This window comes from Bacillus cereus group sp. MYBK101-2 (assembly GCF_051918845.1).
Lineage (GTDB): Bacteria > Bacillota > Bacilli > Bacillales > Bacillaceae_G > Bacillus_A > Bacillus_A paranthracis.
The window spans coordinates 47,408-67,524 of sequence record NZ_JBQAIE010000018.1 but is presented as its reverse complement, the minus strand read 5'-3'; the positions used below and the strand labels follow the sequence as shown (position 1 = coordinate 67,524).

The window sequence follows — 20,117 nt, the reverse complement described above, 5'->3', positions numbered from 1 at the left end:
AACAGGGCTAGTAATTCATGTAGTACAGTTTTATATGATATGTCATATTTTTAAATATATACAAGATTTAACTGAATTTTTTTGAAATCTGTAATATATTTTTTTTCTTGGTGTTACAATTTTTTCACTTGAAATATATGTCGTACGATGTTTAAATTAAAATCGTGAGTATAAAATTTGCTAATGATGAAACGTTTTCATATTTAGTAAATTTGATCAGATAAAATCGAGCGGTTTGTGGAAACATCCACACAACTACCAAGAGAAAAAGGGGCGAAAGACTAGATGTCAAAAATCATCGCGATTAACGCAGGAAGCTCTTCCTTAAAATTCCAATTATTTGAAATGCCAAGTGAAACAGTATTAACAAAAGGTTTAGTAGAACGTATCGGTTTAGAAGATAGTATCTTCACTATTACTGTAGATGGCGAAAAACAAAAAGAAATTACAAACATTCCAGATCACGCAGTAGCAGTTAATATGCTTCTTAAAAAATTAACTGAAAACGGAATCGTTAAATCTCTAGATGAGATTGGCGGTATCGGTCACCGTGTTGTTCACGGCGGCGAAAAATTTGCTGACTCTGTTCTAATTACTGATGAAGTATTAGCTGATATCGAAGAATTAAGCGATTTAGCACCACTTCACAACCCAGCAAACGTTGTTGGTATTAAAGCATTCCAAGAAGTATTACCAAACGTACCAGCAGTAGCAGTATTCGATACAGCATTCCACCAAACAATGCCGGAATCTGCATTCCTATACAGCTTACCATATGAGTACTATGAAAAATTCGGCATCCGTAAATACGGTTTCCACGGAACTTCTCATAAATATGTAACTGAGCGTGCAGCTGAGCTATTAGGTCGTCCACTTGAAAGCTTAAGCTTACTTTCTTGTCACTTAGGTAACGGTGCAAGTATCGCAGCAGTAGAAGGCGGTAAATCTATCGATACTTCTATGGGCTTCACTCCACTTGCTGGTGTAACAATGGGTACACGTTCTGGTAACATTGACCCTGCGTTAATTCCATACATCATGGAAAAAACAGGCCAAACAGTAGAAGAAGTAGTTAACGTATTAAACAAGAAGAGTGGTATGTTAGGTCTTACTGGTTACTCTAGTGACCTACGTGACATCATTGCGAAAGAAGAAGAAGGCGATCACCGTGCGAAAGTAGCACTTGATGTATTCGTAAGCCGTATCCACAAATACATCGGTTCTTACACTGCTCGTATGAAAGGTGTAGACGCAATCATCTTCACAGCTGGTGTAGGTGAAAACAGTGCGATTATTCGTGAACGCGTATTAGAAGGCCTTGAATACATGGGCGTATACTTCGATGCAAAACGCAATAACGTATTCGGTGAGGAAGCATTCATCAACTTCCCACATTCTCCAGTAAAAATTATTGTAATTCCAACTGACGAAGAAGTTATGATCGCTCGTGACGTACTACGTCTTGGAAACATCGGTTAATATATGAAAAAAAAGACGAAGTCCTATAGGATTTCGTCTTTTTTCTTTTGGATATAGTTTGAAATTCCATCTGGATATAGTGCTTTTTTCTCCTGAATGAATGCTGTAATGGGAATCCACTTCGCATACGATACTGTTTGTTCATCTTGTATATTCAGTACTTCTATTCCATATAGTGACGTGTCTAATAAGCGTAAAGAATATAACTGAATGATTTCATGAGCAATTTCTCCATCAAGATAAAAGAGGTTTTCTAAGCAACCTAAATAAGCAGTGATTTCCACTTCTGTATGAAGCTCTTCTTGAAATTCACGAATAACGGTATGTGCTGATTTTTCACCAAGTTCAATTGAACCGCCAAGAGGACGGTAATATGTTTCATCGTCTGTATGATATTCTTGTACGAGAAGCCGCTCGTGATGTAAAGCAAGACCGAAAGCTTTTGCACGTGGATACATATACAATCACTCCTTATTTATCCCGCTTTAACGGGCAGTAAGACCCCCACCTCAAAATTCAGCGGAAGCAAAGAAGTTAGGTGGGGGGGGCGGGCTGTCCGTAAAAGTCCGATTGGTGAGGGCTAATAATCAGTGGGGGATGAACAAAAACCCCACTGATTAAAGTTTCACTTTATTTTGTATAAGGATGATTATAATGTATTGCGTAATAAAAGTGTCGTGTATTTAAGAATGTGGTCGAATTACGATGCCATTAAATAAGTCATTCCAAAATGTTTCATTGTACTGAAATACATCCATAATAGGACATTTTATAACGCAAATATTTTGCAATCCCCAATCTTCTTCCGTAACAGTTGGTACATCTTCAGGAATGAGTAATAGGACAGAGAATGTATGTGTAACGATTTGAGATAAAATGTGTTCCAAGGAACGTGCTTCTTCGTATGTTCCTCCAGTTCGAATAAATAATATGGATTGTGCTGTGTCAATTGTTGTTAGAAAACGATTAATTCGGTGCTCATAATTTAACTTAATTTCTGTATAAGAAGGCCAAGAAGTTGGTGTGTTTACATCTGTTTTAAAGTCGTGGCAGGAGTCGATTTCATATAGATTGTCCCGTAGTCTTAATTTCGCATCATCATCCCAAAATGAGATGAAGGATAAGTTTTCTAACTGTAAAAAACGGTCAAATCGATTTTGTAATAATATATTCACCCTTTCTAATGATGGGCTTAGCATAAAATCAATAACGCCAAAAAATGGTGATAATTTGAATTGATATAACGCCCAAGCAGGCCAGCAGTTTTGTCCTAAACTGAATACTGCATGATATTCTTTTTTTATATCGGATAGATTCATGTGATTTATCTCATCCTTTTTGTTAATATTTTATGTCACTAAAAGTGGTATGTGAATAAAGATAGACAAGCATATTTGCAAAGAATAAGCAGAAATATGTTACAATAGAAAAAAATCGAACGAGGTGGTTGTTACGATGCGATCGAAGCGAGAACAAGCCATTTTAGACAATATAAAAGAATGGGAATCGCAATTAGTTGAGCAAGAAGCGACTGATTTTCAAAAAATGTTTGATAAATGGGTACATACTACAATTGCGAAACTACCTGAGAAAAAACGAAAAGATTTCTTTACGAAAGCAGATGGATGGCTCTTTCATTTGCATGCATTGATTCAAAGTTCACAATCACAGTTAGAGGCGCGTAATCGTATTTTAGGAACATCGAGATTATTTGACGAATCGATTGAGCAACTAGAGGATTTAAAAGCATTATCTATTGATCAATTAACATACATAGCAGAGCAGCAAACAGCACGACATCGCCTATATTCATTCGTACAAGGCGGAGCAACGGGTGCTGGAGGTTTATTATTATTAACAGCTGATTTTCCGGTTATGATTGCGTTAAATGTGAAGGCTGTCCAACTTATTGCAACGTCATTTGGGCATGATGTGAACAAGCCGTATGAAATGATGCTTGCGTTAAAGGTATTTCATGCGTCATTACTACCAGGAAGACTTCAGCAATACGCATGGTACAATTTACTGCAAGAGCTAGAACAAGAAGATTCCTTCTTCTACGAAGGAGATGAAGCGGTGTTACAACCAGCTTCTACTGAAATTATTTTAAAACAAATTTTGAAAACATTTTCGATTTATGCCCTTCGTCGTAAATTATTCCAAGGTATTCCGGTAATTGGAATGGCAATCGGGTCTACAGTGAATTATCGTTTAACAAGAAACGTTACTGAATTTGCAAATAGATTTTATCAAGTGCGCCACATAGTCGAGAAGGAAAAAAGAGCATAAAAAAAGCGAGAGGCCGAAGCCTTTCGCTTTTTTAATTTGTTGCATGCTTTTTGGACAGTGGAATAGATACTGGCTGCTTTTCTTCTGCTTTTTCTGTTTTTGGATAATAAATTAAATCCAATGTTTTTGCCTGTACGGCAATCGAAAGAATAGTAAAAGCAATTTCTGTCCAATTTAAATAATATAATGAAAGCGCAAGAACAATCGCGTCAAAGACGAAGAAAATTTGCCCAATTGTAAAACGTGTTTTTTTACTTAATACAATTGTTAAAATATCGTCTCCACCGGTTGCACCGCCAAATCGCAATATAAAACCGAGTCCAATACCAGCTAACGCACCGCCAACTACTGCAGCTATAAATAAATTATTTGATAAATCGACCGTAAATGGAGAATAATTTTCCATAAGAGAATAAAATACTCCGAATGAAATTGAACCTAAGAATGAATAGCCAACCATTTTTCTACCTAACAATGAAGCGCATAGTAGAATAATTGGGATATCCATCATTACAGTTGAAATAGATGGTGAAATATCATAAAAATTTTGGATGAATAGTGCGATACCTACAAAGCCACCTTCTGTTAAGTGATTTTGGAAGTGAATGTGATATAGCGCTGCTGCTAAAATAAATGAACCGATTAAAACCATAAAAACTTCTTTAATAATTTGTCGACTTTGGATGTTCCTCATCGTTATTCCTTCTTTCCGTAGTTAGTAGTCCTTTTTTGTGTTGTAAACTAACTACGAGCTCACATGTAGCTTCAGTTAGTTTACGAAAAAACTAACTACGCTATATGTCGCTGAAGAAATAACGAATAATCCTCTCGTCCATCAATTCTCCCTACTTTCGTTTTAGTTTAAGTCTTAAAACGACTAAACAAAACGTGGAGTAGGATTCTTCATTTAGCAATCCTGCTCTTCTTTGTTTTGTTTAGCTAGTAACAATTAAGCCCTAAACAAAACGCTATGTGTAAGAAGAGTCTTTTTTTTGCCAAATTATCCTTCGGGCAATCATAATTTCCCCACTCTCGTATTTTTTTCGCTAGACTAAAGTATCTGAGCTGGAAAATACGCTACGTGTATGATTCGTCAATACGATGCCACATGCTCCTTCGAGCGATCATGATATCAAAATCCCTTCCTTCAAGATTTATATTATTATATCATACTTTCAAAAAATGTATGCGGATGGAAACCGACAATAAACGGAGGAAATCTACAAAAATTGTTATGTTTAAATATTTTTGTAGAAAAGCCTAAGTTATTTTGGAGAATTGGACAGTTTTTTTAGTTTGTCCAATAAGTAAGAAAAGAAGAGTTTCTATTCAGTTGTATTTTTATCTTTAAAAAACGCATCCCAGCTAATCACACTTAAAAAAGTTAAAGCGATAATAACGAAAGCGCGCATAAGTGTAAGGCCTCCTTTTGTACATAGTATATGAATCATTTACTTTATAATGTGTCATGTTTTTACAAGTTTTAACTATTATGAGAGTATATTAATATAGATAGATGAAGAGGAGAGTGAGAATATGCTAAAAGACATGTTTAAAAGAAAAGAGTTAACATGTGCTTCATGTCAGAAAAAGATTCAATATGAAGAAGAGCTTATTGCTTTTGTAAAGTTGCCGAAAGAAAGAAGTATATTAGTTGGTCCATTTGATGTGTGTTTGGCAAAAACAGCACAAGAAATATATTGTAAATCGTGTTACGACAAAAAAGCATGACCCGAAGTAATTGAGGGGCATGCTTTTTTTATTGGTGTGCTTTCCCCTCAGATACATTTTGAGTGAGTCGATACCAAAGCCAAAGGTCATTAATGATGGAAGCGAGATCGGCAATTTCTGAATTCAGTTTGCAAGAAATTTCGAAGTCTTCTTCGTTATTTAAATGATGCTGTTTTGCATTAATATAATGTTCGAGTTCTTTTATACGATCAGGAATCTTTCCGCGAACTTGTTCCCATTTTAATAAAATCGCATGTTGCATTTTTTCGGGGATATCTTCCCAGTCTTCTTGTAAATGCGGAATTTCAATTCCGAGATGTTCATCGTATAAGAAATACTTTTCCATAAGTGCACCCCCGTTTTCCTGCTTATATTGTACAAAAAAACAGAAAGAAGTTCGACGAAATTGTTTGAAAAAATTTGAAAATGACTCTTGATACATTTTATAAAAGGTGTTAAAGTTTGAATTATTATAAAAGAAAATGAATATTTATTCTTTAGGGGGATGCAAAATGGAGAAGAAAAAAGTTGTATTAGCATATTCTGGAGGTCTTGATACTTCCGTTGCAATTAAATGGTTACAAGAGAAGAATTATGATATTATCGCGCTTTGTTTAGACTTAGGGGAAGGTAAAGACTTAGCATTTGTAAAAGAAAAGGCACTTTCAGTAGGTGCAATTAAATCATATATGATTGATGTTCAAGAAGAATTTGCAAATGAATATGCATTGATGGCGATGCAAGCGCACACGTTATACGAAGGGAAATACCCTCTCGTTTCAGCGTTATCACGTCCGCTTATCGCGAAGAAATTAGTAGAGATTGCAGAACAAGAAGGAGCGACTGCAGTGGCACACGGATGTACAGGGAAAGGGAATGATCAAGTTCGTTTTGAAGTTTCTATTCAAGCGTTAAATCCTTACTTAGAAGTGATTGCGCCTGTACGTGAATGGAAATGGTCACGTGAAGAAGAAATTGCCTATGCAAAAGAAAACGATGTACCAATTCCGATTAATTTAGACAGCCCATTTTCAATCGATCAAAACTTATGGGGACGCAGTAATGAATGTGGCATTTTAGAAAATCCATGGGCAGCACCGCCAGAAGATGCATATGAGATGACATTAGCATTAGAAGATACACCGAATAAACCAGAGTTTGTAGAAATCGGCTTTGAAGCAGGCGTACCGACGACTTTAAATGGTATTGCATACCCACTCTCAGAATTAATTAAAACGTTAAATGCACTTGCTGGAAAACATGGCGTTGGACGTATCGATCACGTAGAAAATCGTCTTGTCGGTATTAAATCGCGTGAAGTATATGAATGCCCAGCAGCGATGACTTTAATTACGGCGCACAAGGAACTGGAAGATTTAACACTCGTAAAAGAAGTAGCGCATTTTAAACCGATGATTGAGCAAAAAATAACAGAACTTATTTATAACGGTTTATGGTTCTCGCCTTTAAAACAAGCGCTGAATGCTTTCTTACAAGAAACGCAAAAGAATGTAACAGGCATGGTGCGTGTGAAATTATTTAAAGGTCATGCAATTGTAGAAGGACGTAAATCTGAGTACTCTTTATACGATGAAAAATTAGCAACATATACTGCTCAGGATGAATTTAATCATGATGCAGCAGTTGGATTCATTTCATTATTCGGTTTACCGACGAAAGTATACAGCCAAGTGAATCAAAAGAAGGTGGAAGCGTGAGCAAACTTTGGGGCGGACGTTTTACAGAAGAAGCGGAAGCGTGGGTTGAAGAGTTCGGAGCATCCATCTCCTTCGATCAACAATTAGTAAATCAAGATATAAAGGGAAGTATTGCGCACGTAACGATGCTAGCAAAGCAAGGCATCGTTACGAAAGAAGAAGCCGATAAAATAAAGGTAGGTCTTCAATATTTATTAGAAGAAGCGAAACAAAATAAATTGCATTTTTCCGTTGAAGCGGAAGACATTCATTTAAATATCGAAAAGATGTTAATTGAAAAAATCGGTGAAGTAGGAGGGAAACTTCATACTGGCCGAAGTCGTAACGATCAAGTGGCGACTGATATGCATTTATATTTAAAAGAAAAAGTAGAACATATTATAAAAGCTACAAAACAATTGCAAACTGTTCTTGTTCATCAAGCAGAAAATAATATTGAAACGATTATGCCTGGCTATACGCATTTGCAACGTGCCCAGCCGATTTCATTTGCACATCATATTCTCGCTTACTTTTGGATGTTAGAGCGCGATGTGAACCGCTATGAAGATTCGTTAAAGCGTATTAACATTTCGCCATTAGGAGCAGGAGCGTTAGCTGGGACAACATTCCCGATTGACCGAGAATATAGCGCGGAGCTTCTTGGATTGAATGGAATGTATGAAAATAGTTTAGACGCAGTAAGCGATCGTGATTTCATACTGGAGTTTTTAAGTAACTCCTCTATGCTTATGATGCACTTATCACGCTTTTGCGAAGAACTTATTTTATGGAGTAGCCAAGAGTTTCAATTTATTGAAATGAGCGATCAATACGCAACGGGAAGCAGCATTATGCCGCAAAAGAAAAATCCGGATATGGCGGAACTTATTCGTGGTAAAACAGGCAGAGTGTACGGTAATTTATTTAGTTTACTTACAGTCATGAAAGGATTACCGCTCGCTTACAATAAAGATTTGCAAGAAGATAAAGAAGGAATGTTTGATACAGTAAAAACAGTAGAAGGCTGCCTTCATATTATGGCAGGCATGCTAGAGACGATGACTGTAAACAAAGAAAAAATGGGGCAAGCTGTAACGCAAGATTTCTCTAACGCAACAGAAATTGCCGATTACTTAGCAAACAAAGGACTACCATTCCGTCAAGCTCATGAAATTGTTGGGAAGTTAGTGCTACACTGCACACAAAAAGGAATTTATTTAGTAGATGTACCACTTGAAACGTATAAAGAAATGAGCTCGTTATTTGAAGAAGATTTGTATGAAGTTCTTTCACCGTATGCCGCTGTAAAGCGCCGTAACAGTGCTGGCGGGACAGGGTTTGAACAGATTGAAAAAGCTTTGGAGAAGGCGAAGGGATTAGTTGGAGAGTTTGTGGGAAGTTGATTGATTAGAAAGAAGGTACGCTAACCTTAGTAGAGGGAAGTGTACCTTCTTTTGTAATTTTTATAGCTTAAAATCAATCATACTTATGCCGATCTTCCGTAATTCGAATATACTCAATATCCATCAAATCTCGTAGTAATGCACCATTACTTAGTTCCACACCATGTTTTTCTTTAAAATGAGTACGAATCGTATCTAACATTTCGATTTCTTTCCCATTCACATCTAAAATAATGCGTTCAGAATCATCCATGTAGCAGCCTCCTTTTTTCAACATATATATTTTGTCCGTTTACTTCTAAAAAATGTATGTTAATGTAATGTTAGGAAATAAGAAAGGGATGGAAAATGAGACGTATTTATTTTATAGGGTTAATTTTGTATACGCTAATTGTATTACACGTTGCATTCCCAAATATCTTTTCATTTGAGGATGTAGAAACAGTACACATCGGGATATTTATCTTTATTCTATTTGTAGTAGACTGCTGTATTTCGATATGGCTTTCGAAAAGAAAACATGTACAAGATAAAAAAGAAATGGAACGAAAAAAGAGAAAACGTTCATTTTGGATGATGACATACTGTTTGTCTTTAGTGCTTACTGCTGTCTTTTTTAGTGAGCATATTCCAATAGAAAGAGTAAATATTGGATTTGGAGCGTTCGTATTTGCATACTATTTTTTCATGCATTTTCTTCCTTATATGAAAGAAAAGCGAGGAGAAGAGGAAGATCCGCTTGTAGAAGAAGCGAGAGAACAAGAGCATAAGAGAATAGAAGAAGATATACAGAAACTTGGGGAACAAAAATGGTATTTAAAATCTAAAATCATATATGTTCTTTGCTTTATTACGCCGCCACTTGGTTATTTGTATGTATTCTTCCTTCGTAAAAAAATGACAGAAGATGCAAAGCAAACGTACTTAACGGTTGCGACGATTATGATGGCGTTATGGTCTTTGAAGTTTCTCCCGCCTTATGTATTGGCAATTACTATTGTTATTGTGGCTTGTCTTGTATTTATAGTAAAATATGTGAAATGAAAAACACCAAGCCCATCTGGACTTGGTGTTTTATTTATAAATTAAAGCTCACCTTGCTCCTCATCACCACGAACAACAAGGACATCGCATTTCGCATAGCGAATAATATGTTCAGAGACGCTACCAATTAGGAAACGCTCAACAGCATTTAAACCAGTTGCACCACACATAATTAAATCTACTTTATGATTTGGAGCGATTTCTTTTGAAATTTTTGATTTAGGATTACCAAATTCTAATACAGTTTCAATTTTTTCAAGGCCAGCTTCAAGCGCAGTTTTTTTGTAGTCTTCTAATAAGTCTTCTGCAAATAGATTTGCACGTTCAGCAATTGCACGGCTATAAGCTTCTACTGCTGAGTATGCTTTTACATCAACGATATGAGCAATAGTTAATGTTGCATTGTTGCGTTTTGCGACTTGAATTGCTTTTTTAAAGGCTTTTTCTGCTTCTTTAGAACCATCCACCGCGATTAAAATATTTGTATATGTATTATTCATAGTAAATTCCTCCCAATCATTTTTATTACCGTTTACAACTTTATTATAAAACAAATTTTGGTAATGTGCTTGCCAGAAACGTTACAGAATTTCGAAAACTCTGTTTCAATTCATTTTAGTTGTAATTGGTGCGAGAACTTGTTACATATGAACTATAGCAATTTAAAAGGGGGCCGTTTTGTGAGACACGCGCTCATTACAGCCGGTACGAAAGGTTTAGGAAAGCAAGTAACAGAGAAGTTATTGGCTAAAGGGTATTCAGTAACAGTAACGTATCATAGCGATATCACGGCTATGAAAAAAATGAAAGAAACATATAAAAATATGGAAGAGCGTCTACAATTCGTGCAAGCGGATGTCACGAAAAAAGAAGATTTACATAAAATAGTAGAAGAAGCGATAAGCCGTTTTGGCAAAATTGATTTCTTAATTAATAATGCTGGTCCATATGTATTTGAACGAAAAAAGTTAGTCGATTATGAAGAAGATGAATGGAATGAAATGATTCAGGGTAATTTAACAGCTGTATTTCATTTGTTGAAGCTTGTCGTTCCGATTATGAGAAAACAGAACTTTGGCCGTATTATTAATTACGGATTCCAAGGGGCAGATAGTGCACCAGGATGGATTTATCGTTCAGCTTTTGCAGCAGCGAAAGTAGGACTTGTTTCATTAACGAAAACAGTTGCTTACGAAGAAGCAGAATATGGTATTACTGCAAATATGGTATGTCCTGGTGATATTATTGGTGAAATGAAAGAAGCGACAATTCAAGAAGCACGTCAGTTGAAAGAACGTAACACACCAATTGGTAGATCTGGAACAGGTGAAGATATCGCAAGAACGATTTCGTTTTTATGCGAGGAAGATTCCGATATGATTACCGGTACAATTATTGAAGTAACTGGTGCAGTAGATGTTATTCATAGACATCGATAGAAAAAAATAAAGTGAAGTTTCGAATAATTGGACAGTTTATCCTTTATGCTGATAGGTGCGGATAATACTGTCCTTTAATATAAAATTAAATCTATCGGAAAACTTGTATTATTTTTTGTCAAATATTGAGATATTATGTTAAAATATAAGAGCGTAGAAAGCGCTTTAAAAAATGATTCAGGGGTCATTTCATAACTCAAGGGGGAACTAATCATGCGTATCGGTATTCCAACAGAAATTAAAAACAATGAAAACCGAGTGGCAATGACGCCAGCGGGAGCAGTACATTTAGTACAAAATGGTCATGAAGTTTTTGTTCAAAAAGGAGCAGGTTTAGGATCTGGCTTTACAGATGAAGAATACGTACAAGCTGGTGCGAAACTTGTTGAAACTGCTGAAGAAGCATGGAATCAAGATATGGTTATGAAGGTAAAAGAGCCAGTAGCAAGTGAATACGGCTATTTCCGTGAAGGTTTAATTTTATTCACATACTTACACTTAGCTCCAGAACCAGAATTAACGAAAGCATTAATTGATAACAAAGTCGTATCAATTGCATACGAAACAGTACAATTAGACAATCGTTCACTACCATTACTTGCACCTATGAGTGAAGTAGCAGGTCGTATGTCTGCACAAATCGGTGCACAATTCCTTGAGAAAAACAAAGGTGGTAAAGGTATTTTACTTGCAGGCGTTCCAGGGGTAAAACGCGGCAAAGTAACAATTATCGGCGGTGGTCAAGCTGGTACAAACGCAGCGAAGATCGCAGTAGGCTTAGGTGCAGATGTAACAATCATCGACTTAAGTGCAGAACGTCTTCGTCAACTAGATGACATTTTTGGTAACCAAGTAAAAACGTTAATGTCTAATCCATACAACATCGCAGAAGCTGTAAAAGAATCTGATCTTGTTATTGGTGCAGTATTAATTCCAGGTGCAAAAGCGCCAAAACTTGTAACAGAAGAAATGATTCAATCAATGGAGCCAGGTTCTGTCGTTGTAGATATCGCGATTGACCAAGGTGGTATTTTCGAAACAACTGACCGTATTACAACTCATGACAACCCAACTTACGAAAAACATGGCGTTGTTCATTATGCAGTTGCTAATATGCCAGGTGCGGTTCCACGTACATCAACTCTTGCATTAACAAACGTAACAGTACCATATGCAGTACAAATTGCGAACAAAGGCTACAAAGATGCTTGCTTAGGTAACACTGCATTACTAAAAGGTATTAATACATTAGATGGATATGTAACATTCGAAGCAGTTGCAGAAGCTCATGGCTTACAATATGCTGATGCGAAAGAGCTACTTGAAAAAGCTCCTGCTTTATCATAATAGAAATACATTTGAGACCTTCCTTTTCATAAGGAGGGTCTTTTTTATATGGGGAAATAACATGTGAATAATTGTTATTTATTGGTGTAAATCGATTTTTATTGTGATAATTTAGAATTATATAATAAAAAGAGGGGATTGGATGGGGAGTAAAAAGAGGAAGCAAAAGCAAGCTAAAAGACAAAAGTACATAAAGAAAAAACAGGAACAGAATATACCTCTTTCAAAAAAAGTAGTTCTTATGATAGAAAAAACATTTCGGTATATTTGTATGGCTCTGTATGTAATTTTGTGTATGTATTCATTTGGAGTGTTTTACAGTTTGGAGATAACTCCTAATATTATTGAGAGTATTTTAGAATTTCTCCTTGTTGCAATACAATTAGTCTTATTCTCTGTACTATTTGATACAGTATGGCCTAGTCATGAAAGTAAGAAAGATAAGAAAAGAAAAAGGAATAAAAAATCTTCATCCGCTTCAAGTTCATCAAGCGGATTTGGTGACTATAGTAGCAACGATTGTAGCAGCTCAAGTGATGGTGGAGGAGATTGTGGAGGTGGTGGAGACTAAGTTAGTTTTTCAGAAGAACGACTAATGAAAGGGTGAGACGAAAGATGGAATCTGTGAACTTAATAGAATTAACAAAAGACATTCAAGATCAACATAAAAACTTCGTCGTTTCAAATGTAAATAGTCATTGCTTACGAATCGCTGTATTTACTGGTGAATACGATTGGCACTATCATTCTAATTCGGATGAATTATTTATTGTACTAGAGGGAGAATTACTTATCGATTTTGAAGATGGAGAAACAGCGGTTTTAAAGCCGAATGATTCTATCTTAATTCCAGCATGCACGATTCATAGAACGAGAGCATTAAAGAGAACGGTAAATCTTTGTTTTGAAAATATAGAGGCGGATACGATTAAAGTGGAGCAATTATGAAAAAATTATCTGTAGCTGAGTATAGAAAAATCCTTCCGATTTTAGAAAGCCATACAAAAACGACGACGTTTGCTTATGCGGTATGTGATCAAGTGATAGATGGTGATGTTTTTGTAAACGAGAAGTTAACAGCAGGACTAATTCGTACAGCGAATGGCATTTATTATTTATTTGGTCATACTGATGATCAAAATTACAACGAAGATTTATTTTCGTTTATAAAAAAGGCTATCGAAAAAACAGAGAAGAGATTTACATTGTTCTCTTCGAGTGACGAGTGGGAAATGATGATAGAAGAACGTTTTAGTCATGTACTTCGAAACATTCCGCGAATGAAATTTCAAAGCGTAACCTTTGAAGAGAGAAAACGAGATTGTAACAAAAATACATATGAAGTGAAGCGTATTGATAGAAGATATATAGAACGAAGCGGTGAATTTACAGAGGAGTACTATAAAGAATATTGGGGATCAAAAGAAACATTTTTAAACGGTGGTTTTGGATTTTGTATAGAACTAGAGGGAATGATTGTAGCAGAATGTGTTTCAATATTTAGTGGGAACGGATTTGCTGAAATTGATATTGTGACGCATAAAGCATATCAAGGGAAAGGATTAGCCCAAGCTGTTGCGACGCGGTTCATTGAGCATTGCATGCAAAATGATATTACACCGTGTTGGGATTGTTATGTAGACAATATTCCTTCGCAAAAATTAGCTAGCAAATTAAGTTTTCATAATCCAATAGAATATAGATTATTTGTACGGAAGAAAACGGGGGAATAAAAATGAATGTGGAATTAACGAGATTTAAAGTGAAGCCTGGTAAAAGTCATCGTGTAGATGAATGGTTGCAGCTTCTGAATGACAATATGAAAGAAGTACTTTTGACATTAAACGACGAAAAGATGTACGTTGAGACAATTTTCCGGGAAATAAGAGATGGAGAAGAGTACTTATATTGGTATTCTGTGCAAGGAGAAGGCGGGGCTCTTGTCGAAAATTCTCATCATGAAATTGATAAAAAGCACTTGGAATTTTGGTATGAATGTATTGATGAGGAAGTACCGTCTGTTGAAATGAAAACAGAAGTCGTTATGATTCAAGATGTTGTGAAGGACGCGATGAAATAATAGAATAGTATTTTTGGGAGAAGCACATCAAGGTAGGTTTGCTTTTTTATCTTGAAAAAAACTTTGAAGAAAAGCTGTATTTAGATATCTTTAAGTGAAAAAAACGAGGGATATTAAAAAAATTTAGGGGAAACTATAACAAGGTGAAAACTTTAAACCAAAAAATCTACCCATATACGTTGTAGTTGTAACAGGAAAAACAGAGGATTTACAAAGTTTACAAGGAGCACCATATATTAAGGCTGCTGTTAGAGGTGTAACAGTTGAGAAATATTAATTACAGTCTATTAATGTGAATAATCAGAAAATTTATGTTATACTATGGGAAAAGGAGGTTTGTATGAGGCAAATACATGGAGCAATTTATATTTACATAACTATGTTTTTCGTGGCGATATCCTATGGATTAGGGCACGTGTATTCGCATCCTATACTAACTTTTTTAAGCGGAGCATGTATGGCGTTTGCGCTTCTTGTCCACCTTTTCTCAGTTTGGATCGTGAAATTTCAATTAAATATTAGTGAAATAGAAGAAGGTACTTTTTAAGTGGCCTTCTTTTTTTAATAATATTTTGGAAGCTCTTGTAGCAATTTTTCAATTTCGCATTCGGTTTCTTTACATATAGACAGTGTGCGTAGTCTGAAAAATAAGCTGCGTAAGAAAGATTTTATATTTCCGTATAAGTACTCATACGATTTAATATGTAATGTTTGTTTTTGGACGGGTAATTGAGCTACTAAATTATGAAGGGCTAATATGAGAGCTTCTTCCTTTAGACCATTTTGTAGCATTGCGACAATCGGATAAACGAGGCGCTCGTCTTCTTCATATTTGTAAATGAAACCTTTCGTACAATGACACAAACGTCAGAAGTTCATAAAGGAGCAAAGATTGAAATGAAATCATCTTGTATAAGTTGTGCGCCTTTATCTAAAGATGAACCGATAGAGGTTGTGATTAAATGGGATGATAAGTATGAGGAGAAGATGGTGTTAAATTTGAAATAGCCTTGAGTAAGGAGTTAAAAATGAATAGGTATATGAAAAAATTAATGTTTATAATTGTATTTCTAACCATATTATCAGCGTGTACTACAAAACGAGTAGAGCAAGTAGCAGTAAAAAAAGTACCTGAAGAAGGGTATGTCATACTAAGAGATGGTACGGTGTTTTTTATCGGTGGTAAAACGTTTGAAACGAAAGTAGAGCTGCAAAATTATATAGAACAACAAATGAATCAAGATTATCCATCACATATAGTACTAATTTTTAAGGATAAAGATGCATATGATCAATTAAAAACAGGGGATAAAATAAAAGTATGGTCTTCTCAAATGCTTGAAAGCTATCCCGCAAAAATGATTGTAGAGAAGTTTGAAGTAGTAGAGAAATAAAAAAGGCAGCACTCACGCTGCCTTTTTTATTATTTTACAAATTGTAATTCTTTCGGGAATTTCGTTAAAATTTCTGATCCGTCTTTTATGATATAAATATCATCTTCAATACGAACACCACCTACGTTTGGTACGTAAATACCTGGCTCGATTGTGAAGACCATACCTTCTTTTAATGGAGACTCGTTACCAGCTTTTACATCTGGATATTCATGTACGCTAATTCCAAGTCCGTGACCAAGACGGTGCGGGAAGAAGTCGCCGTAACCTGCATCTGCGATAACAGAACGAGCAGCGTTGTCGATTGCGCCAAGTGTAACACCTGGTTTACATGCTTCAACTGCTTGTAGTTGTCCAGCAAGTACAGTGTTGTAAATGCGAGTTTGCTCTTCAGAAATGTCGCCAAATGCCACTGTACGTGTAATGTCAGAGCAATAACCGTCAATGATTACGCCTAAATCAAATAGTACGAAATCGCCGCGTTTCATTTTGTTTGCACCTGGAATACCGTGTGGAAGAGCAGAGTTTGCACCTGCTAATACCATCGTGTCAAATGACATTTTATGTATGCCTTTTGTTTTTAATTCGTGTTCAATAATTGCTAATACTTCTAGTTCGCTACGATCTTCTTTAATTGCATTTACACCAACTTCAACAGCATAGTCTGCCATTTTAGCTGCTTCGCGTAAAATAGAAAGTTCTTTTTCGTCTTTAATTAAACGAAGTTCACGAACTTTTTCCTCAGCTGACGTAAAAGCTGCATTTGGGAATAATTTTGTTAATTCTTCGTAGCGCTCTACGTTTAAATGTTCTTTTTCAATTGCAACTGCATTTGCATTGATACCGCGGTCTTTAATTGCTTTTGCAATCATATCCCATGGTCTGTCAGTATCAGTAAATCCGATAATTTCATGTGCCCAGCCAGCGTTACGTGCTTGGCCTTCTTCCATTTTAGGGCAAATTAAAATAGGTTCTTTCTCTTGGAATACAAACATACCAAGAAGTCTTTCGTGTGGTTCACAGTGGAAGTTTGTCATGTAGAAGACGTTCGGTGTAGAAGTTAAGAACGCAGCTTCAACGTTTTTTTCTTTTAGCCATTGCATTAAATTTTCTAATCTAGCATTCATCGATTGGCACCCCCGAGATATTTAATTACAAATATAACTTTAACTCGGAAGAAAGTGTTATGACAAGTAAATAGATGTTAGAAAAGACAGGGAATTGAAAAATCATGTAGAATAAAAAGTGAGAATGTAATAAGGGGAGGAATGTAATAATGAAAGTATCTTATCACGGGCATTCAGTTGTAAAGATTGAAACGAATGGAAAAGTAATTTTAATTGATCCGTTTTTAACAGGAAATCCAAAAACAGATTTAAAGGCTGAAGATGTAAAAGTAGATGCGATTCTTTTATCACACGGTCATGGTGATCATGTTGGAGATACAGTAGAACTTGCGAAGAAAAATAATGCGGTTGTAGTGGCACCATTTGAACTAGCGACATTTTTAAGTTGGCAAGGTGTAAATACACATCCGATGCATATTGGTGGTTCACATGAATTTGACTTCGGAAAAGTGAAGTTTACACAAGCATTCCACGGCTCTAGTTATATTGATGAAGAAAATAAGACGATTACATATACAGGTATGCCAGCGGGTATTTTATTTACAGCAGAAGAGAAGACTTTGTACCATGCAGGGGATACTGCTCTATTCTCTGATATGAAATTAATTGGGGAATTAAATAACATTGATGTAGCATTTTTACCAATTGGTGATAATTTCACAATGGGACCAAAAGATGCTGTTTTAGCAGCAAAATGGGTTCAGGCGAAAACTGTTGTACCGATGCATTACAATACGTTCCCAGTAATTGAACAAGATCCATATCAATTTGTCGAAAAGCTACAAAATTGTACAGGGAAAGTATTAGAAGCTGGAGAAAGTATTACACTATAAAAAAGAAACCCTTCATTTGAAACGACAAGTGAAGGGTTTTTTACGTGTGTAGGATATTTTTTAATGGTTGTACTTGTTTTGATGATTCTTTTCTTTTTGGGAGTGGCTGTTCAGGTGTTTCATTCAATTCCATTGCAACTTTTTTCCCGTCTACGAAAGCTAACAATACAGCACCTACAACTTCTAATAATTTTTTCATCATGTATCCGCTCCTTTGTTTCATTTCTTGTCTTCATTGTATATGGAAGCGGCTGGACAAACTATCGAACGAGATGACAATACCATTACATTGTTGTAATAGAAGAAGTGGTGTAATGTAAGGCGTATTTTGTTATAAAAAAAATAGTACAGATATACAAAGAGAGAGTGTAACAGTTTTGAAAATATAGTATACTAAAAATACAACACATGAAGAATTTAGGGAAAAGAAAGTATGGTGAAACCATTTGGCTACCAAGCATAACCAAATTTTAGAACATATTAATAGCCTGCCAGTAGGGCATAAAATTTCTGTAAGGCAAATTGCAAAAGATTTGAGTGTAAGTGAAGGTACAGCTTATCGTGCAATTAAAGATGCAGAAAATAAAGGGTATGTTAGTACGATTGAACGTGTCGGAACAATTCGAATTGAACAAAAGAAGAAAGAAAATATTGAAAAGCTGACATATGCAGAAGTCGTTAACATTGTCGATGGTCAAGTACTTGGAGGCAGAGAAGGACTACATAAAACGTTAAATAAATTCGTAATCGGAGCAATGAAATTAGAAGCGATGATGCGCTATACAGAAGCTGGAAACTTACTTATTGTCGGTAATCGTACAAACGCACATCAATTAGCGTTAGAAACCGGAGCTGCGGTGTTAATTACGGGCGGATTTGATACGGAAGATCATGTGAAGAAATTAGCAGATGAATTAAAACTGCCGATTATTTCAAGTAGTTACGATACATTTACAGTTGCAACGTTAATTAACCGTGCGATTTACGATCAGCTTATTAAGAAAGAAATTGTACTCGTTGAAGATATTTTAACGCCAATTGAAGAAACGTTATATTTAAAGCCAGATGATACAGTGCAGCAATGGCATGCGTATAACGAAGAGACGATGCACGGAAGATATCCGATTGTTGATGAAAATAAAAAGGTGTTAGGTATTGTAACTTCAAAAGATATGATCGGTGTAGCGAAAGAAACACCAATTGATAAAGTGATGACAAAGCATCCGATTACGGTAAATGGAAAAATGTCTGTCGCAGCTGCGGCACGTATGATGGTGTGGGAAGGTATTGAGTTACTTCCAGTTGTTGATGAAGGAAATAAGTTGCAAGGTATTATTAGCCGTCAAGATGTACTTCAGGCGTTGCAAATGATTCAGCGTCAACCGCAAGTCGGTGAAACAATCGATGATATTGTAACGAATCAATTTATGACGCCGAAAGAAGCGAAAAATGAGCATCTATATCAATTTTCAGTAACACCGCAAATGACGAATTCAATCGGAACGCTATCTTACGGTGTATTCGCAACGATTGTGACAGAAGCAACGAATCGCGTTATTCGTGCGCAAAAGAAGAGCGATTTAATTGTTGAGAACTTAACAATTTATTTCGTAAAACCAGTTCAAATTGACAATGTTGTATCCGTTCATCCGAAAGTATTAGAAATTGGACGTAAATTTGGTAAGGTTGATGTAGAAGTACATCATGAAGGTAATGTTGTCGGGAAAGCATTGCTTATGGTGCAATTGATCGATAAATAAAAAGATGGAGCAAGCCGCTTTGGTTTGTTCCATTTTTTTAAAGAACGCTATAGTAGGGAGTTTTTAATTTAGTTAGCAACTGAATCTATCACGTTCTGTTTCATATTTATAAGATAAGGGCATGCAATCACTTGAAGATACTTGAATAATAATTGTGGAGGTGTCGAATGGGAGTAATCGTTCTCTTTTTGGGGGTAGTATTTGCAATAACTTTTCATGTGGTAACACATCGAAGAATGGATGCAAATAAAAAGAAATTGTATATGGTAAGTTTGGTTTTCGCTATTGTTTGTTCCGCTATCCCTACAACTGGAGAAAAGAAGAGTGATTTTCTTTACTTTGGTATACCAGCAGAAAATTTTATTTATTATGGCGGATGGGAAATTTCTTTTAATCCATTAGGCTTTTTTGTTAACTTTATTTTGTTTTATTTGGTTTTGAATGTATTATTTAAGCTACGTAAGAGTTCGGATAGAGAAGTGAAAAAATAG

Annotated in this window: 25 protein-coding genes and 2 pseudogenes; 18 read left to right on the top strand and 9 right to left on the bottom strand. The window is 35.7% G+C overall.

The genetic code is table 11. The features are described from left to right. Window positions 1-285: 285 nt before the first annotated feature. Window positions 286-1,479 (top strand): acetate kinase, encoded by a 1,194-nt coding sequence (ackA, locus tag ACTFSI_RS24445; protein WP_000034576.1) that lies wholly within the window; start codon window positions 286-288, stop codon window positions 1,477-1,479. Window positions 1,480-1,502: 23 nt separating this feature from the next. Here ackA and ACTFSI_RS24440 read toward each other — a convergent pair whose 3' ends face one another. Together ACTFSI_RS24440 and ACTFSI_RS24435 are read right to left on the bottom strand one after the other, a co-directional pair. Then, a complete protein-coding gene (locus tag ACTFSI_RS24440; protein ID WP_265153012.1) occupies window positions 1,503-1,937 on the bottom strand; it encodes an NUDIX hydrolase in 435 nt (144 codons plus the stop codon). 225 nt (window positions 1,938-2,162) lie between these two features. Further along, entirely contained in the window at window positions 2,163-2,798 is a 636-nt protein-coding gene (locus ACTFSI_RS24435; protein WP_265153013.1) for a papain-like cysteine peptidase, read from the bottom strand. Window positions 2,799-2,934: 136 nt separating this feature from the next. Between ACTFSI_RS24435 and ACTFSI_RS24430 the strand changes: the two genes are divergently transcribed. After that, a complete protein-coding gene (locus ACTFSI_RS24430; protein WP_001256872.1) occupies window positions 2,935-3,768 on the top strand; it encodes an EcsC family protein in 834 nt (277 codons plus the stop codon). 31 nt (window positions 3,769-3,799) lie between these two features. Here ACTFSI_RS24430 and ACTFSI_RS24425 read toward each other — a convergent pair whose 3' ends face one another. Next, window positions 3,800-4,462, bottom strand: a complete 663-nt coding sequence (locus tag ACTFSI_RS24425; RefSeq protein WP_001244530.1) for a YitT family protein — start codon at window positions 4,460-4,462, stop codon at window positions 3,800-3,802. A gap of 842 nt (window positions 4,463-5,304) precedes the next feature. Between ACTFSI_RS24425 and ACTFSI_RS24420 the strand changes: the two genes are divergently transcribed. After that, window positions 5,305-5,499, top strand: a complete 195-nt coding sequence (locus ACTFSI_RS24420; protein ID WP_044790644.1) for a hypothetical protein — start codon at window positions 5,305-5,307, stop codon at window positions 5,497-5,499. Window positions 5,500-5,527: 28 nt separating this feature from the next. On the opposite strand, the gene ACTFSI_RS24415 is transcribed toward ACTFSI_RS24420, so the two are convergent. Next, a complete protein-coding gene (locus tag ACTFSI_RS24415; RefSeq protein ID WP_000417212.1) occupies window positions 5,528-5,845 on the bottom strand; it encodes a hypothetical protein in 318 nt (105 codons plus the stop codon). A 166-nt stretch (window positions 5,846-6,011) separates the two neighbouring features. Here ACTFSI_RS24415 and ACTFSI_RS24410 point away from each other — a divergent pair, with 166 nt between their 5' ends. Both ACTFSI_RS24410 and argH read left to right on the top strand, forming a co-directional pair. Continuing rightward, window positions 6,012-7,217, top strand: coding sequence for an argininosuccinate synthase (locus ACTFSI_RS24410; RefSeq protein ID WP_070806949.1), 1,206 nt, complete (start codon window positions 6,012-6,014; stop codon window positions 7,215-7,217). Continuing rightward, window positions 7,214-8,602 carry an argininosuccinate lyase gene (gene argH / locus ACTFSI_RS24405; protein WP_440045697.1) on the top strand — a complete coding sequence of 463 codons (1,389 nt, stop codon included), beginning with the start codon at window positions 7,214-7,216 and terminating at the stop codon, window positions 8,600-8,602. The genes ACTFSI_RS24410 and argH overlap by 4 nt, the downstream gene beginning before the upstream one ends. 73 nt (window positions 8,603-8,675) lie before the next feature. Here the strand turns inward: argH and ACTFSI_RS24400 are convergent, their stop codons facing one another. Continuing rightward, a complete protein-coding gene (locus ACTFSI_RS24400) occupies window positions 8,676-8,855 on the bottom strand; it encodes a hypothetical protein (RefSeq protein ID WP_000342760.1) in 180 nt (59 codons plus the stop codon). 95 nt (window positions 8,856-8,950) lie between these two features. On the opposite strand from ACTFSI_RS24400, the gene ACTFSI_RS24395 reads away from it, so the two are divergent. Next, entirely contained in the window at window positions 8,951-9,646 is a 696-nt protein-coding gene (locus tag ACTFSI_RS24395) for a hypothetical protein (protein WP_138320993.1), read from the top strand. A 41-nt stretch (window positions 9,647-9,687) separates the two neighbouring features. Here ACTFSI_RS24395 and ACTFSI_RS24390 read toward each other — a convergent pair whose 3' ends face one another. Next, window positions 9,688-10,146 (bottom strand): universal stress protein, encoded by a 459-nt coding sequence (locus ACTFSI_RS24390; RefSeq protein WP_001066673.1) that lies wholly within the window; start codon window positions 10,144-10,146, stop codon window positions 9,688-9,690. A gap of 147 nt (window positions 10,147-10,293) precedes the next feature. On the opposite strand from ACTFSI_RS24390, the gene ACTFSI_RS24385 reads away from it, so the two are divergent. The 7 genes from ACTFSI_RS24385 to ACTFSI_RS24355 all read left to right on the top strand — a co-directional run bounded on the left by ACTFSI_RS24385 (window position 10,294) and on the right by ACTFSI_RS24355 (window position 15,059). Beyond that, window positions 10,294-11,085 (top strand): SDR family oxidoreductase, encoded by a 792-nt coding sequence (locus ACTFSI_RS24385; RefSeq protein ID WP_002054921.1) that lies wholly within the window; start codon window positions 10,294-10,296, stop codon window positions 11,083-11,085. Between the two features lie 213 nt (window positions 11,086-11,298). Further along, the gene (gene ald / locus ACTFSI_RS24380) at window positions 11,299-12,432 is read left to right on the top strand and encodes an alanine dehydrogenase (RefSeq protein ID WP_001219405.1); all 1,134 of its coding nucleotides are present in this window, start codon (window positions 11,299-11,301) and stop codon (window positions 12,430-12,432) included. Window positions 12,433-12,574: 142 nt separating this feature from the next. Next, window positions 12,575-13,003, top strand: coding sequence for a hypothetical protein (locus ACTFSI_RS24375; RefSeq protein WP_000534957.1), 429 nt, complete (start codon window positions 12,575-12,577; stop codon window positions 13,001-13,003). Between the two features lie 44 nt (window positions 13,004-13,047). After that, entirely contained in the window at window positions 13,048-13,380 is a 333-nt protein-coding gene (locus ACTFSI_RS24370; RefSeq protein ID WP_044790638.1) for a cupin domain-containing protein, read from the top strand. Further along, entirely contained in the window at window positions 13,377-14,165 is a 789-nt protein-coding gene (locus ACTFSI_RS24365) for a GNAT family N-acetyltransferase (protein ID WP_265153015.1), read from the top strand. Before ACTFSI_RS24370 ends, ACTFSI_RS24365 begins: the two co-directional genes overlap by 4 nt. 2 nt (window positions 14,166-14,167) lie before the next feature. Then, the gene (locus ACTFSI_RS24360; protein WP_001100203.1) at window positions 14,168-14,512 is read left to right on the top strand and encodes a DUF6176 family protein; all 345 of its coding nucleotides are present in this window, start codon (window positions 14,168-14,170) and stop codon (window positions 14,510-14,512) included. A 340-nt stretch (window positions 14,513-14,852) separates the two neighbouring features. Continuing rightward, window positions 14,853-15,059: a hypothetical protein gene (locus ACTFSI_RS24355; RefSeq protein ID WP_001248905.1), complete on the top strand. Its 207-nt coding sequence runs from the start codon at window positions 14,853-14,855 to the stop codon at window positions 15,057-15,059. Window positions 15,060-15,073: 14 nt separating this feature from the next. Here ACTFSI_RS24355 and ACTFSI_RS24350 read toward each other — a convergent pair. Beyond that, window positions 15,074-15,349, bottom strand: a pseudogene (locus ACTFSI_RS24350) (DUF2785 domain-containing protein); the annotation flags it as partial. Here ACTFSI_RS24350 and ACTFSI_RS24345 point away from each other — a divergent pair. Next, window positions 15,341-15,520 (top strand): annotated as a pseudogene (locus tag ACTFSI_RS24345) (hypothetical protein); the annotation flags it as partial. The pseudogenes ACTFSI_RS24350 and ACTFSI_RS24345 overlap by 9 nt on opposite strands. Before the next feature lie 20 nt (window positions 15,521-15,540). Then, entirely contained in the window at window positions 15,541-15,906 is a 366-nt protein-coding gene (locus ACTFSI_RS24340; protein ID WP_044790636.1) for a DUF3221 domain-containing protein, read from the top strand. 29 nt (window positions 15,907-15,935) lie between these two features. Here the strand turns inward: ACTFSI_RS24340 and pepQ are convergent, their stop codons facing one another. Further along, window positions 15,936-17,033, bottom strand: coding sequence for a Xaa-Pro dipeptidase (gene pepQ, locus ACTFSI_RS24335; RefSeq protein ID WP_440045696.1), 1,098 nt, complete (start codon window positions 17,031-17,033; stop codon window positions 15,936-15,938). A gap of 149 nt (window positions 17,034-17,182) precedes the next feature. Between pepQ and ACTFSI_RS24330 the strand changes: the two genes are divergently transcribed. Continuing rightward, window positions 17,183-17,866: a metal-dependent hydrolase gene (locus tag ACTFSI_RS24330; protein ID WP_000868941.1), complete on the top strand. Its 684-nt coding sequence runs from the start codon at window positions 17,183-17,185 to the stop codon at window positions 17,864-17,866. A gap of 40 nt (window positions 17,867-17,906) precedes the next feature. On the opposite strand, the gene ACTFSI_RS24325 is transcribed toward ACTFSI_RS24330, so the two are convergent. Continuing rightward, complete coding sequence (locus ACTFSI_RS24325; RefSeq protein WP_440045695.1) at window positions 17,907-18,068, bottom strand: hypothetical protein; 162 nt, start codon at window positions 18,066-18,068, stop codon at window positions 17,907-17,909. 244 nt (window positions 18,069-18,312) lie between these two features. Here ACTFSI_RS24325 and ACTFSI_RS24320 point away from each other — a divergent pair, with 244 nt between their 5' ends. After that, the gene (locus ACTFSI_RS24320) at window positions 18,313-19,626 is read left to right on the top strand and encodes a CBS domain-containing protein (RefSeq protein WP_000201583.1); all 1,314 of its coding nucleotides are present in this window, start codon (window positions 18,313-18,315) and stop codon (window positions 19,624-19,626) included. Between the two features lie 167 nt (window positions 19,627-19,793). Next, window positions 19,794-20,117: a hypothetical protein gene (locus ACTFSI_RS24315; protein WP_139895979.1), complete on the top strand. Its 324-nt coding sequence runs from the start codon at window positions 19,794-19,796 to the stop codon at window positions 20,115-20,117.

Bases quoted from the DNA above. Each gene is read 5' to 3' on its own strand.
- ald (WP_001219405.1), top strand. From the start codon at position 11,299: ATGCGTATCGGTATTCCAACAGAAATTAAAAACAATGAAAACCGAGTG.
- ACTFSI_RS24440 (WP_265153012.1), bottom strand. From the start codon at position 1,937: ATGTATCCACGTGCAAAAGCTTTCGGTCTTGCTTTACATCACGAGCGG.
- ACTFSI_RS24425 (WP_001244530.1), bottom strand. From the start codon at position 4,462: ATGAGGAACATCCAAAGTCGACAAATTATTAAAGAAGTTTTTATGGTT.
- ACTFSI_RS24385 (WP_002054921.1), top strand. From the start codon at position 10,294: ATGAACTATAGCAATTTAAAAGGGGGCCGTTTTGTGAGACACGCGCTC.
- ACTFSI_RS24400 (WP_000342760.1), bottom strand. From the start codon at position 8,855: ATGGATGATTCTGAACGCATTATTTTAGATGTGAATGGGAAAGAAATC.
- ACTFSI_RS24390 (WP_001066673.1), bottom strand. From the start codon at position 10,146: ATGAATAATACATATACAAATATTTTAATCGCGGTGGATGGTTCTAAA.
- ACTFSI_RS24410 (WP_070806949.1), top strand. From the start codon at position 6,012: ATGGAGAAGAAAAAAGTTGTATTAGCATATTCTGGAGGTCTTGATACT.
- ACTFSI_RS24365 (WP_265153015.1), top strand. From the start codon at position 13,377: ATGAAAAAATTATCTGTAGCTGAGTATAGAAAAATCCTTCCGATTTTA.
- ACTFSI_RS24315 (WP_139895979.1), top strand. From the start codon at position 19,794: ATGGGAGTAATCGTTCTCTTTTTGGGGGTAGTATTTGCAATAACTTTT.
- ACTFSI_RS24420 (WP_044790644.1), top strand. From the start codon at position 5,305: ATGCTAAAAGACATGTTTAAAAGAAAAGAGTTAACATGTGCTTCATGT.
- pepQ (WP_440045696.1), bottom strand. From the start codon at position 17,033: ATGAATGCTAGATTAGAAAATTTAATGCAATGGCTAAAAGAAAAAAAC.
- ACTFSI_RS24430 (WP_001256872.1), top strand. From the start codon at position 2,935: ATGCGATCGAAGCGAGAACAAGCCATTTTAGACAATATAAAAGAATGG.
- ACTFSI_RS24355 (WP_001248905.1), top strand. From the start codon at position 14,853: ATGAGGCAAATACATGGAGCAATTTATATTTACATAACTATGTTTTTC.
- ACTFSI_RS24360 (WP_001100203.1), top strand. From the start codon at position 14,168: ATGAATGTGGAATTAACGAGATTTAAAGTGAAGCCTGGTAAAAGTCAT.
- ACTFSI_RS24330 (WP_000868941.1), top strand. From the start codon at position 17,183: ATGAAAGTATCTTATCACGGGCATTCAGTTGTAAAGATTGAAACGAAT.
- ACTFSI_RS24395 (WP_138320993.1), top strand. From the start codon at position 8,951: ATGAGACGTATTTATTTTATAGGGTTAATTTTGTATACGCTAATTGTA.
- ackA (WP_000034576.1), top strand. From the start codon at position 286: ATGTCAAAAATCATCGCGATTAACGCAGGAAGCTCTTCCTTAAAATTC.
- ACTFSI_RS24325 (WP_440045695.1), bottom strand. From the start codon at position 18,068: ATGATGAAAAAATTATTAGAAGTTGTAGGTGCTGTATTGTTAGCTTTC.
- ACTFSI_RS24435 (WP_265153013.1), bottom strand. From the start codon at position 2,798: ATGAATCTATCCGATATAAAAAAAGAATATCATGCAGTATTCAGTTTA.
- ACTFSI_RS24415 (WP_000417212.1), bottom strand. From the start codon at position 5,845: ATGGAAAAGTATTTCTTATACGATGAACATCTCGGAATTGAAATTCCG.
- ACTFSI_RS24375 (WP_000534957.1), top strand. From the start codon at position 12,575: ATGGGGAGTAAAAAGAGGAAGCAAAAGCAAGCTAAAAGACAAAAGTAC.
- ACTFSI_RS24340 (WP_044790636.1), top strand. From the start codon at position 15,541: ATGAATAGGTATATGAAAAAATTAATGTTTATAATTGTATTTCTAACC.
- ACTFSI_RS24370 (WP_044790638.1), top strand. From the start codon at position 13,048: ATGGAATCTGTGAACTTAATAGAATTAACAAAAGACATTCAAGATCAA.